Origin of the sequence: Amycolatopsis australiensis (genome assembly GCF_900119165.1) — a bacterium.
In the GTDB taxonomy this organism is placed as follows: Bacteria; Actinomycetota; Actinomycetes; order Mycobacteriales; family Pseudonocardiaceae; genus Amycolatopsis; species Amycolatopsis australiensis.
In genome coordinates, this window is sequence record NZ_FPJG01000006.1 from 3,851,765 (window position 1) to 3,866,111 (window position 14,347).

Here is a 14,347-nt window from a genome sequence, read left to right on the forward strand (position 1 = left end):
CCTTCCCAGGAGCGGACGCAGATGCGCAACGAGGACAAGCTCCGTGACTACCTCAAGCGGGTCACGGCCGATCTGAAGCTGGCCAACCGGCGCCTGCACGACGTCACCGAGCGCCGCGCCGAGCCGATCGCCATCGTGGCGATGAGCTGCCGGCTCCCGGGCGGGGTGAGCACGCCCGAGCAGCTGTCGGACCTGGTCGCCGAAGGCCGGGACGCCGTTTCGCCGTGGCCGGCCGACCGGGGCTGGGACCCGGACCTCTACGACCCCGATCCCGAGCGGACCGGCCGCAGCTACGTGCGCGACGGCTGCTTCCTCGCCGACGCCGCGCAGTTCGACCCGGCGTTCTTCGGCATCTCCCCGCGCGAAGCCGTGGCGATGGACCCGCAGCAGCGGCTCCTGCTGGAGACGGCCTGGGAAGCGTTCGAACGGGCGAAGCTGGACGCGGCTGCCCTGCGCGGCAGCCGGACCGGCGTGTTCGTCGGCGCGAGCAACCAGGGCTACGCGGGCGGGCTGGTCACCGCGCCCGAGGGACTGGAGGGGCTGCTGCTCACCGGCGGTTCGGCCGCGGTGCTGTCCGGCCGCCTCGCCTACACCTTCGGGCTGGAGGGCCCGGCCGTCACGGTCGACACGATGTGCTCGTCCTCGCTGGTCGCGCTGCACCTGGCGGTGTCCGCGCTGCGGAACGACGAGTGCGCCATGGCGCTGGCCTGCGGCGCGACGGTGATGGCGAACCCGCGCAACTTCGTCGAGTTCAGCCGCCAGCGCGGCCTGTCGGCGGACGGGCGGTGCCGTGCCTTCTCCGCCGACGCCGACGGCACGGGCTGGGGCGAGGGCGTCGGCGTCCTGCTGCTGGAGCGGCTTTCGGACGCGCGCCGCCACGGGCACCCGGTCCTCGCGGTCGTCCGCGGCACGGCGATCAACCAGGACGGCGCCTCGAACGGGCTGACCGCGCCGAACGGCCTCGCCCAGCAGCGGGTGATCGAGGCGGCACTGGCCGACGCGCGGCTCGCGCCCGAGCAGGTCGACGCGGTCGAGGCGCACGGCACGGGCACCAAGCTGGGCGACCCGATCGAGGCGCAGGCGCTGCAGGCCACCTACGGCCGCGACCGGGAGCGTCCGCTGCTGCTGGGCACGGTGAAGTCGAACATCGGCCACACGCAGGCGGCCTCCGGCGTCGCCGGCGTGATCAAGATGGTGCTGGCCCTGCGCGCCGGGCTCCTGCCGAAGACGCTGTTCGCCGGCGAGCCGACGCCGCACGTGGACTGGACCGCGGGCCGGGTCGCGCTGCTCACCGAGCCGGCGGAGTGGCCGGAGACGGGCGCGCCGCGCCGGGCCGGCGTGTCTTCCTTCGGCGGCAGCGGGACCAACGCGCACGTCGTGCTGGAAGGCGTCGCCGAGGAGCCTCCGGTCGCCGAGGAATCCACTGCGGACACGGCGGTGTGGGTGCTGTCGGGCCGTTCCGAAGCCGCGCTCAAGGCCCGCGCCGCGGACCTGGCGGAGCTGCCGGACGCGAACATCGCCGACGTCGGCTGGTCACTGGCGCACACGCGCTCGGCGTTCGAGCACCGCGCCGCGGTGGTCGGCCGGGACCTGCCCGCGTTGCTCGCGGGTGTCCGCGAGATCGCCGGATCCGGCACGGCCGCGGGCGTCGGCGGCGAGGCCACGGCCGTGGGCGGCACGGTGCTGGTCTTCCCCGGCCAGGGTGCCCAGTGGGCCGGGATGGCCGTGGACCTGCTCGGCGAATCCCCGGTGTTCGCCGAGCGGATGGCCGAGTGCGAGGCCGCGCTGGCGTCCTTCGTGGACTGGAAGCTGACCGGCGTCCTCGGTGACGCGGCGGCCCTCGAACGAGTCGACGTCGTGCAGCCGGTGTCGTGGGCGGTCATGGTGTCGCTCGCCGCGCTCTGGGCGGCCCACGGCGTCACGCCGGACGCCGTCGTCGGGCACTCCCAAGGCGAGATCGCGGCCGCCGTCGTCGCGGGGGCGCTGTCGCTGTCCGACGGCGCCAAGGTCGTCGCGCTGCGCAGCAAGCTGATCGCCGGCCGGCTGGCGGGCCTGGGGGCGATGGCGTCGGTCGCGGCGCCCGAAGGCCGCGTTGCGGCGCTGCTCGCGGACGGTGTTTCCATCGCGGCCGTCAACGGACCCGCGTCCGTGGTGATCTCCGGCGAGGTCGCCGCCGTCGAAGCAGCCCTCGCTCGCGCCGAGGCCGAAGGCCTGCGCGTGCGCCGGATCCCGGTCGACTACGCCTCGCACTCCGCCGTCGTCGAGGTGTTGGAAACCGAGCTGCTCGAAGCCCTGGCCGGGCTCGAACCCCGCCCCGCGCGGATCACGTTCGTCTCCAGCGTCACCGGTGAGATCGCCGAGCCCCTCGACGCCGGCTACTGGTACCGCAACCTGCGGCAGCGCGTGCGCTTCCAGGAGGCCACCGAGACCCTTGTGGCGGCAGGGCACCGGTTCTTCGTCGAGTCCAGCCCGCACCCGGTGCTCGGCGGCGGCATCCAGGACACCCTCGACGACACGCTCGAGCCCGGCTCGGCCGCCGTCGTCGGCACCCTGCGCCGCGGCGAAGGCGGCCTGACCCGGTTCCTGACGTCGCTGGCGCAGCTGTGGACGCGGGGGCGCGACGTCGACTGGACGGCCGTCCATCCCGGCGCGCGTCCGGTCGCTTTGCCGACATATCCCTTCCAGCGGCAGCGCTACTGGCTCGACACCCCGGCCGGGACCGCCGCCGCGGACGACGGGTTCTGGACCGCGGTAGAAGACGGCGCCCTCACCGAACAGCTGGGCGTCACCGCCGAAACGCCCTGGCAGGACGTGCTGCCCGCGCTGGCGGACTGGCGCCGCCGCCGCACCGAGCTGTCCACAGTGGACCAGTGGCGCTACCGGATCACCTGGCACCCGGTCGCCGAACCGACGCCGGCGCCGGCCGGCACCTGGCTGGTCGTCAACGCGCCGGACGTCTGCCTGGACGCCCTGGAGAAGGCGGGTGCGCGAGTCCGCACGCTGCGCGTCGGCGAGACCGACGATCGCGCGTCGCTCGCCGAGCGGCTGCGCGGCGAGACGGAGCTCGCGGGCGTGCTCTCGCTGCTCGCGCTGGACGAGCGGCCGCACGCCACGCACCCCGTGCTGACCACCGGACTCGCGGCGAACCTCCTGCTCTCCCAGGCCCTCGGCGACGCGGGCATCGCCGCGCCGCTGTGGCTCGCGACGCAGGGCGCGGCCGTCGTCGTGCCCGGCGACGAGCTGCCGCACCCGGGGCAGGCCACGACCTGGGGCCTCGGGCGGGTGCTCGCCCTCGAACACCCCGACCGCTGGGGCGGGCTGGTCGACCTGCCGGAGACGCTCGACGAGCGGGCCGCGTCCCGGCTGTGCGCCGTGCTCACCGGGATCGACGCCGAGGACCAGCTCGCCGTCCGCGAGTCCGGGATCCACCTGCGCCGCCTGCGGCGCGCACCCCTGACCGGCACCGCGCCCGAGTGGCGGACGAGCGGCACCGCCCTGATCACCGGCGGCACCGGCGGCCTCGGCGCGCACGTGGCCCGCTGGCTCGCCGGCCGCGGAGCCGAGCACCTCGTGCTCACCAGCCGCCGCGGGCCCGACGCCCCCGGGGCCGCCGAACTGCGGGAAGAACTCGAAGCACTCGGCGTGCGGGTGACGATCGCCGCGTGCGACGTCGCCGACCGCGACGCGCTGGCTTCGCTGGTCAGCGGGCTGACGGAGATCCGCGCGGTCGTGCACACCGCCGGGGTCGGGCTCTTGGCCCCGCTGGCCGCCACGACGTTGCCCGAATTCGAAGAGGGCGCTCGCGCGAAGCTCGCCGGCGCCCGCCACCTGGACGCGCTCTTCGGCGAAGCCGGCCTCGACGCCTTCGTGCTCTACTCCTCGGTCGCCGGGGTGTGGGGCAGTGGCGACCACGGCGCCTACGCCGCGGCGAACGCCTACGTCGACGCGCTGGCCGAGAGCCGCCGCGCCCGGGGCCTGGCCGGGACGTCGGTCGCCTGGGGCATCTGGGCCGGCGACGGCATGGTCTCCGACGTCGTCGCCGACCAGCTCAAGTGGCGCGGGATCCCGTTCATGGCCCCGGAACCGGCCCTGCTCGGGCTCGGCCAGGTGCTCGACCACGACGAGCCGTTCCTCGCCGTCGCCGACATCGACTGGGCCCGGTTCGTCCCGGTCTTCACCGCCGCCCGCCCGCGTCCGCTGCTGTCCGAAGTACCCGAGGTCGCGGCCGTGCTCGCGGCCGAGCCCGAGGTCATCGAGGACCAGACCGGCGCGGCGGGTGCGTTGCGCGCCAAGCTGTCCGGACTGTCCGAACCGGACCAGGACCGCGAGCTGCTCGGGCTGGTCCGCAAGCACGCGGCCGCCGTCCTCGGCTACGCCGGCCCGGACGACGTCGACGCCGGCCGGGCGTTCCGGGAGCTGGGCTTCGACTCGCTGACCGCGATCGACCTGCGCAACCGGCTCACCGCCGCCACCGGGCTCAAACTGTCGGCCACGCTGGTGTTCGACTACCCGAACGCGACCGCGCTGGCCCGCCACGTCCGCACCGAGCTGCTCGGCGTCGCGGTGCCCGCCGTGGCCGCGGCGGGCACCGCGACCGACGAGCCGCTGGCCATCGTCGGGATGAGCTGCCGGTTCGCCGGCGGTGTCGGCAGCCCGCAGCAGCTGTGGGAGCTGATGCTGGCCGAGGCCGACGTCATCGGCGAGTTCCCCGGCGACCGCGGCTGGCACCCCGGCACGCTCTACGACCCGGACCCCGACCGCGCCGGGCACAGCTACACCCGCGCGGGCGGGTTCCTCGCCGGCGCGGCCGAGTTCGACCCCGCCTTCTTCGGCATCAGCCCGCGCGAAGCCCTCGCGATGGACCCGCAGCAGCGCGTGGTCATGGAAGCCTCGTGGGAAGCCTTCGAAGACGCCGGGCTCGGCCAGGCCGCCGTCCGCGGCAGCCGCACCGGCGTGTTCGTCGGCGCCAGCGGCCACGACTACGGGCCCCGGCTGCGGGAAGTGCCCGAAGGCGTCGAGGGTCACCTGGTCACCGGCGGCACCGGCAGTGTCACCTCGGGGCGCGTCGCCTACACCTTCGGCCTCGAAGGCCCGGCGGTCACGATCGACACCGGCTGCTCGTCGTCGCTGGTCGCCCTGCACCTGGCCGGCCAGGCGCTGCGGTCGGGCGAGTGCGACCTCGCCCTGGCCGGCGGCGTCGCGGTGATGTCCACCCCCGCGCCGTTCGTCGCGTTCAGCCGCCAGCGCGCGCTGGCCGCCGACGGCCGGAGCAAGCCGTTCTCCGCCGAGGCCGACGGCATGGGCCTGGCCGAGGGCGTCGGCATGCTGCTCGTCGAGCGGTTGTCCGACGCGCGGCGCCACGGCCACCGGGTGCTGGCCGTCGTCCGCGGCACCGCCACCAACCAGGACGGCGCGTCCAACGGCCTGACCGCCCCGAACGGCCCGTCGCAGCAGCGCGTGATCCGCTCCGCGCTCGCCGCGGCCGGCCTCGAACCGTCCGATGTGGACGCCGTCGAGGCGCACGGCACCGGCACCACGCTCGGCGACCCGATCGAGGCGCAGGCCCTGATGGCGACGTACGGCCGTGACCGCGCAGAGCCGCTGTGGCTCGGCTCGGTCAAGTCCAACATCGGGCACAGCCAGGCCGCCGCGGGCGCCGCGGGCGTCATCAAGATGGTGCTCGCCATGCGGCACGGCGTCCTGCCGCGCTCACTGCACTCGGAGCACCCGTCGCCGCACGTGGACTGGGCCGGGGGCCCGCTGAAGCTGCTCACCGAAGCCACGCCGTGGCCGGACAAGCCGGGACCGCGCCGGGCCGGCGTGTCGTCCTTCGGCGTCGGCGGCACCAACGCCCACGTCGTCCTCGAACACGCGCCCGAGCCCGAGCCCGGAGTCGTCCGGGAGCCGGTCGCGGGCCCGACACCGTGGCTGGTCTCGGCGCGCGCGGCGGCCGGGGTCCCCGCGCAGGCGGAGAAGCTGGCGGCGTTCGCCGGGGACACGGACATCGCCGACATCGGCTGGTCGCTGGCCACGACGCGGACCGCGTTCGAACACCGGGCCGTGGTGCTCGGCGACGACCGTGCGGAGCTGCTGGCCGGCCTGCGGGACCTGGCCACCGGCATGCCGGGCGCGTCGGTGGTGACCGGCGTCGCCGCCCCGGCGGGCCGGACCGTGTTCGTGTTCCCGGGCCAGGGCGCGCAGTGGGCCGGCATGGCGGTGGAGCTGCTGGACTCCGCACCGGTGTTCGCCGAGCGGTTCGCGGAGTGCGCCGCCGCGCTGGAGTCCTTCGTGGACTGGTCGCCGGCGGCGGTGCTGCGGGGCGCCGAGTCCCTGGACCGGGTCGACGTGGTCCAGCCGCTCTCGTGGGCGGTCATGGTCTCGCTGGCGGCCTTGTGGCAGTCCCACGGCGTGACGCCGGATGCCGTCGCCGGGCATTCGCAGGGGGAGATCGCCGCGGCCGTGGTCGCGGGTGGACTGTCGCTTGCGGACGGTGCGCGGGTGGCCGCGTTGCGCAGCAAGGCGATCGCGGCCGGGCTCGCGGGCCGCGGCGGCATGGCGTCGGTCGCGCTCGGGGCCGAGCGGGTCGAACGGCTCCTGGCCGAATGGGACGGCCGGATCACCATCGCGGCGTTCAACAGCCCGTCGTCGACGGTCGTGTGCGGTGACCCGGCGGCGCTCGACGAGCTGCTGGCCCAGTGCGAAGCCGACGGCGTCCGCGCCCGGCTGATCCCGGTGGACTACGCGTCGCACTCCGCGCACGTGGCGGCGATCGAAGCCGAGCTGCTGGCGGCGCTGGCCCCGATCGAGCCGCGAACCGGCGAAATCCCGTTCTACTCGACGGTGTCGGCCGAGCCCGTCGACACGGCGGCACTGGACGCGGCCTACTGGTACCGCAACCTGCGTCAGCCGGTGCTGTTCGGTCAGACCGTCGAAGTGCTCGCCGCGCGGGAGCACTCCGTGTTCGTCGAGGTCAGCCCGCACCCGGTCGTCTCGGCCGCGATCGCGGAGACCGTGCCCGGCGCCGTCGTCGCCGGCACGCTGCGGCGCGGCGAGGGCGGCCCGGCGCGGTTCCGCCGGTCCCTGGCCGAACTGCACGTCCGCGGGGTCGAGGTCGACTGGGCACCGGTGTTCCCCGGCGCCGCCACGGTTCCGCTGCCGACCTACGCCTTCCAGCACCAGCGGTACTGGCTGGACGCCCCGGCCCGCGGAGCCGGCGCGCTGGACGACGAGTTCTGGGCCGCCGTCGAGCGGGCCGACCTCGGGGCGCTCGCCGCCTGGCGCGCCGAACGCCTGCTGGAGTCCACTGTGGATGGCTGGCGGTACCGGGTCGACTGGACCCCGCTGACCGTCGCGTCCGGGACGGTCGTGGCGAACTGGCTGGTCGTCGCCCCGGCCGGGTATGACGCACGGGAGCTCGCCGACGGTCTCGGCGCGCGCCTGCTGGTCCTGCCGTCCGATGTGGACCGTGCCCGCTGCGCGGAGCTGCTGAGCGAGGCGGGCCCGTGTGAAGGCGTGCTCTCCCTGCTGGCCCTCGACGGCCTCGAACCGAACCTCACGCTGCTGCACGCCCTCGGCGACGCCGGGATCGACGCGCCGCTGTGGTGGGCCACGAGCGGCGCGGTCAGCACCGGGGCGGCCGACCCGATCCGGGCCGCCGCCCAGGCGCTGACCTGGGGCTTCGGCCGCATCGCGGCCATGGAGTACCCGCAGCGCTTCGGCGGCCTCGTCGACCTCCCGGCGGAACTGGACGCCCGCGTGCCGGCCCGGCTCGCCGCCGTGCTCGGCACGCCGTCCGACGAGGACCAGGTCGCCGTCCGCGCGTCCGGCGTCTTCGGCCGCCGGTTCGTCCGCGCGGCACCGGCCCGCGCCACGACGACGCCGTGGCGGCCGTCCGGCACGGTGCTGCTCACCGGCGGCACCGGCGGGATCGGCGCGCACGTCGCCCGCTGGCTCGCCCGGGCCGGCGCCGAACGGCTGGTGCTCACCAGCCGGCGCGGCCACGCCCCGGCCGGGCTGGCCGCCGAACTGGCCGACCTCGGCACCGAGCTGACCGTCGCGGCCTGCGACGTCGCCGACCGCGGCCGGCTGGCCGCGCTGCTGGACGGGCTGCCCGGGCTGACCGCCGTGGTGCACGCCGCCGCCGTGCTCGACGACGGCGTCATCGACGGCCTCACCCCCGAGCGGATCGCGGCCGTGCTGCGGCCCAAGGCCGAGGCCGCGCGGCACCTGCACGAGCTGACCGCGGACCGCGACCTGTCGGCGTTCGTCCTGTTCTCCTCGCTGGCGGGCACGCTCGGCGGCCCGGGACAGGCGAGCTACGCGGCGGCCAACGCCTACCTCGACGCGCTCGCCCGCGAGCGCCGGGCCGCGGGCCTGCCCGCGACGTCGATCGCGTGGGGCGCCTGGGGCGGTGGCGGCGCGGGCGAGGGACTGGCCGGCCAGGGCCTGCCCGCGATGGCGCCCGAGCCGGCGCTGCTCGCGCTGCAGCAGGCCCTCGACGAGGACGAGACCGTCCTCGCGGTCGCCGACATCCGCTGGGACCGCTACCGCAAGACCCTCGCGCTGGGCCGCCCCGGCGCCGCGCTGCGCGGGATTCCCGAGGCCGTCGCGTCCGCGGACGGCGGCGGGACCGGCTGGGCGCAGCGGCTGGCCGGGCTGGAAGCGGCCGAGCAGCACCGGCTGGTGCTGGAACTGATCCGGGCCGAGGCCGCGGTCGCCCTCGGCTACCCCGGGCCCGCGTCGATCGAGCCGGACCGGGCCTTCCGCGACCTCGGCTTCGACTCGCTCACCGCGGTCGACCTGCGCAACCGCCTCGGCGAGGTCACCGGCCTGCGGCTGCCGGTCACGCTCGTGTTCGACCACCCCACCGCCACGGTGCTCGCCGAGCACGTCCGGCGCGAGCTGGCCGGGGACACCGCGCCCGACACCGCGGCTCCGGTGACGGCCGTCACCGAGGACCCGATCGCGATCGTCGCCATGTCCTGCCGTTACCCCGGCGGGGTGGCCGACCCGGAGCAGCTGTGGCGGCTCGTCGCGGAGGGCGTCGACGCCGTCGGCGAATTCCCGGCCGACCGCGGCTGGGACCTCGACCGGCACTACGACGCCGACCCGGACAAGGCGGGCACGTTCTACACGCGCGGTGGCGGCTTCCTGCACGACGCGGCGGAGTTCGACCCGGCGTTCTTCGGGATCGCGCCGCGCGAGGCGCCCGCGATCGACCCGCAGCAGCGGCTGCTGCTCGAGACGTCGTGGGAGGCGCTCGAGCGCGCGGGCCTCGACCCGAAGCTGCTGCGCGGCAGCCGGACCGGCGTGTTCGTCGGCTCCAACTACCACGACTACGGCACGCGGCTGCGGCACGCGCCCGGCGAGTTCGAGGGGCACCTGGCCACCGGCAGCGCGGGCAGCGTCGCCTCCGGCCGGATCGCCTACACCTTCGGGCTGGAGGGCCCGGCCGTCACGGTGGACACGGCGTGCTCGTCGTCGCTGGTGGCGCTGCACTGGGCGGTCCGGGCCCTGCGGTCGGGCGAGTGCGACCTCGCACTCGCCGGCGGGGTCACGGTGATCTCCTCGGTCGACACGTTCGTGGAGTTCAGCAGGCAGCGCGCGCTGTCGCCGGACGGCCGGTGCCGCGCGTTCTCGGCCGGCGCCGACGGCGCGGGCTGGGCCGAAGGTGCCGGCATGGTGCTGGTGGAACGGCTGTCCGACGCGCGGCGGCTCGGGCACCCGGTGCTCGCCGTCGTGCGGGGCAGCGCGGTGAACTCCGACGGCGCGTCCAACGGCCTGACCGCCCCGAGCGGGCCCGCCCAGCAGCGGGTGATCCGCGCCGCGCTGGCCGACGCCGGGCTCCCACCGTCCGAAGTGGACGCCGTCGAGGCGCACGGCACCGGCACCCCGCTCGGCGACCCGATCGAGGCGCAGGCGCTCATCGCCACCTACGGCCAGGACCGCGAACGACCGCTGTGGCTGGGCTCGGTGAAGTCCAACATCGGGCACACCCAGGCCGCCTCCGGGATCGCGGGCGTGATCAAGATGGTGCAGGCCCTGCGGCACGGCGTGCTGCCGCGCACGCTGCACGCCGAGACCCCGTCGCCGCACGTCGACTGGGCCGCCGGGCACGTCCGGCTGCTGTCCGAGCCGGTCGAGTGGGCCGCGAACGGCCACCCGCGCCGGGCCGGCGTGTCCTCGTTCGGCGTCAGCGGCACCAACGTGCACGCGATCCTCGAAGAGGCCCCGGAAGTTCCCGGCCCGCCCGAAGCGGCTACCGCGCAACGGCTCACCGCGTGGCCGGTGTCGGCCCGGTCGGAGGCCGCGCTGCGCGCACAGGCCCGGCGGCTGCTGGCGTTCACCGAGCCCGGCACCCGGTCCGAAGTGGACGCTGTCGATGTCGCGCGCTCGCTCGGGGCCCGGACGCGGTTCGACCACCGCGCGGTGGTCGTCGGCGAGGACCTGGCCGAACTGCGGGCCGGGCTGGCCGCGCTGGCCGCCGACCGGCCCGCCGCCGGGCTGCGCCGGCACACCGCGCGAGCCGGCCGGACGGCGTTCCTGTTCACCGGGCAGGGCGCGCAGCGGCCCGGCATGGGACGGCAGCTGTACGAGCGGTTCCCGGTCTTCGCCGACGCCTTCGACGCGGTGTGCGCCCACCTCGACCCGGCGCTGCGGGACGTCGTGTTCGGCGACGACGCGGCCCCGCTCGACCGGACCGCGGTCACCCAGCCCGCGCTGTTCGCGCTGGAAGTGGCGTTGTTCCGGCTGCTGGAATCCTGGGACGTCCACGCGGACTTCCTCGCCGGCCACTCGGTCGGCGAGCTGGCCGCGGCCCACGTCGCCGGGGTGCTTTCGCTGGCCGACGCGGCGAAGCTGGTCAGCGCGCGGGGCCGGCTGATGGAAGCCCTGCCGGCCGGCGGGGCCATGGTCGCGATCGCCGCCCCCGAAGCCGAGGTCGTCCCGCTGCTCGGCGAGCGGGTGTCGCTGGCCGCGGTCAACGGACCCGAAGCCGTCGTCGTCTCGGGCGAGACCGAAGCCGTGCTGGCGCTGAAGGACCACTTCGCCGCGCTGGGCCGCAAAACCCGGCGGCTGGACGTCTCGCACGCGTTCCACTCGCCGCTGATGGAGCCGATGCTGGCCGAGTTCGCCGAGGTCGCGGCGGGGCTGACCTACCACCGGCCGCGGATCCCGGTGGTGGCGGCCGGCGACGTCGCGACGCCGGAGCACTGGGTCCGGCACGTGCGTGAGGCCGTCCGGTTCGCCGACGCCGTCGCCACCATGACCGCGGAAGGCGTGAACCGGTTCGTCGAACTGGGGCCGGACGCAGTGCTCGCCGCGCTCGTCCCGGACTGCGCCGGACCGGCCGAGCTGAGCGTGGGGGCCCTGCTGCGGAAGGGCCACGACGAGGAGCGGTCGCTGCTCACCGCGCTGGCCGGGCTGCACGTCAGCGGCGCCGACGTCGGCTGGGCCGCGGTCCGCGGCGGCGGACGGCACGTCGAGCTGCCGACCTACCCGTTCCAGCGCGAGCGGTACTGGCTGGACGCCCCGGCCGTGACCGGCGGCCTCACCGCGGCCGGGCTCGGCGAAACCACGCACCCGCTGCTGGGCGCGTCGGTGCCGCTGGCCGGTTCGGACGGTGCGCTGTTCACCGGCCTGCTGTCGGTCGCGAGCCACCCGCTGCTGGCCCAGCACGTCGTGCTCGGCACCGTGCTGCTGCCGGGGACGGCGTTCCTGGAACTGGCCGTCCACGCGGCGGAGCAGGTCGGCTGCGAGCGCGTCGAAGAGCTCACCCTCGCCGCCCCGCTCGTGCTGCCGGAGACCGGCGGCGTGCGGCTGCAGGTGGCCGTCGGCGGCCCGGACGAGTACGGCAACCGCCCGATCGGCATCCACTCCCGCGCCGGCGACGCACTGGAAGACGAGCCGTGGACGACGCACGCCACCGGCACGCTCGCCGTGACGCCGGTCCCGGCGCCCGAACCGGCCGGGACGTGGCCGCCGTCCGGGGCCGAGCCGATCGACCTCGACGGGCTCTACGACCGCGTCGCGGAGAACGGGTTCGGCTACGGCCCCGCGTTCCGCGGACTGCGGCGCGCCTGGCGCGCCGGCGACGAGATCTTCGCCGAGGTCGCCCTGCCCGAGGCGGAGCGGGCTGAAGCCGGGCGTTTCGGCCTCCACCCGGCGCTGCTCGACGCCGCCCTGCACACCGTCGCGCTGCGCGACGGAAGCCGCGCGGTCCTGCCGTTCGCCTGGTCCGGGGTGACGCTGCACGCCGGCGGCGCCGCGGCCCTGCGGGTGCGCGTGAGCGGGCGGGACCAGGACGAGGTGACCCTGGCGGTGGCCGGCGAGGACGGGCTGCCGGTGGCCACTGTCGGCTCGCTGACGCTGCGGCCGGTCTCGGCCGAGCAGCTCGACGTCGCCCGGTCGGCCTACCACGAGTCGCTGTTCCGGGTGGGCTGGGTGCTGGCCCCGATCAGCCCGGTCAGCCACCCGGCGACCGAACGCTGGGCCGTGGTCGGGGTCGACGTCGGCGTCCGCGTGACCAAGGCGCTCGGGACGGCCGGGGTCCCGGTGGAGTCCCACCCGGACTTCGACGCGCTCGGCGCGGCCGTGGACGCGGGTGCCCCGGTGCCCGGGGTGATCGTGGTGACCTGCGGCTCGAGCTGCGGCGACGACGTGCCCCTGGCGGTGCGGACCGCCACCCACGGCGCGCTGGAGCAGGTGCAGGAGTGGCTGGCCAGCGAGCGGTTCGCCGGCTCCCGCCTGGTCTTCGTCACCCAGCGCGCGATCGCGACCCGGGTCGGCGAAGGCATCACGGACCTCGCCACGGCGGCGGTCGTCGGCCTGGTGCGCTCGGCGCAGTCGGAGAACCCCGGCCGGTTCGTGCTGGTGGACCTCGACGACCGGGACGTCTCCTACGCGGCGCTGCCGTCCGCGGTGGCCTGCGGCGAGCCGCACGTCGCGGTCCGGGTCGGCGCGATCCAGGTGCCCCGGCTGGCCCGCGTCCCGGCGACGACCGCGGCCCCGGCGGCCGCGTGGGACCCCGACGGGACGGTGCTGATCACCGGCGCCACCGGGACGCTCGGCACGCTGGTCGCCCGGCACCTGGTGACGGCCCGGGGCATGCGGCGGCTGGTGCTGACCAGCCGCCGCGGCCCGGCGGCGGAAGGCGCGAAGGAGCTGGTGGAGGAGCTGACGGCGTGGGGCGCGGACGTCACCATCGCCGCCTGCGACGTCGCCGACCGGGACTCGCTGGCCGCGCTGCTCGCGGCCGTGCCCGCGGAACACCCGCTGACCGCGGTGGTGCACACCGCGGGCGTGCTCGACGACGGTGTCGTGTCGGCGCTGACCACCCGGCAGCTCGACACGGCGCTGCGGCCCAAGGTCGACGCGGCCTGGCACCTGCACGAGCTGACCGCCGGGATGGACCTGGCGGGGTTCGTGGTCTTCTCCTCGCTCGCCGGGACGTTCGGCGGCACGGGACAGGCGAACTACGCGGCGGCCAACGCGTTCCTCGACGCGCTGGCCCACGTGCGGCGCGCGGCGGGCCTGCCGGCGCTGTCGCTGGCGTGGGGCCTGTGGGCGGAGCGCAGCGGCATGACGGGCAAGCTCGGCGAGGCCGACCTGTCCCGCCTGGCCCGCGGCGGGGTCGAGCCGATGCCGTCGGACGAGGGCCTTGACCTGTTCGACATCGCGTGCACGCTCGACGAGGCGGTGCTGCTGCCGGTCCGGCTGGTCGTGGAGGCGATGCGCGACCGCGTCGGCGAGGACGCGATCCCGGTGATCCTGCGCAGCCTGATCCGCACGCCGGTGCGCCGCGCGGTGAGCGCCGGCGTCGCCCCGGCCGACCCGGCGGACAGCCTGACCCACCGCTTGGCGGCGATGTCGGAAGCGGAACGGGAGGGCGCACTGCTGGACCTGGTCCGCACCCAGGCGGCCGCGGTGCTGGGCTATGCGGGCCCGGACGCGATCGAGCCGGACCGCGGGTTCCTGGAGCTGGGCTTCGACTCGCTGAGCGCGGTGGAGCTGCGCAACCTCCTCGGCGCGGCAACGGGGCTGCGGCTGCCGGCGACGCTGCTGTTCGACTACCCGTCGACGACGGTGCTGGCGGAGTACCTGCGTGCCGAGCTGGTGCCGGCGGTCCCGGCGGCGATCCTGCCGGCGCTGGCGGAGCTGGACCGGGTGGAGATCGCGTTGCCGGACCTGCTGGCGGACACGCAGGCACGCGAACGGCTGGGTACGCGGCTGCAGGAGCTGCTGGCACGGGTGACCGGCGCCGGCGCGGCAACGGCGGTCGAGGAGAGGCTGGAGTCGGCGACGGACGACGAGATGTTCGCGTTGATCGACGAACTCGACCTCGACTGAC

At 76.0% G+C, this 14,347-nt stretch carries 1 protein-coding gene; it reads left to right on the plus strand.

The window, feature by feature from the left end:
• The first annotated feature begins 21 nt into the window (after positions 1-21).
• Positions 22-14,346 carry a type I polyketide synthase gene (locus BT341_RS46545; RefSeq protein ID WP_072477680.1) on the plus strand — a complete coding sequence of 4,775 codons (14,325 nt, stop codon included), beginning with the start codon at positions 22-24 and terminating at the stop codon, positions 14,344-14,346.
• Position 14,347: the final 1 nt, after the last annotated feature.

What these genes read in the sequence shown, in the direction of transcription:
- BT341_RS46545 (WP_072477680.1), top strand. Translation starts at nt 22, where the DNA reads ATGCGCAACGAGGACAAGCTCCGTGACTACCTCAAGCGGGTCACGGCC.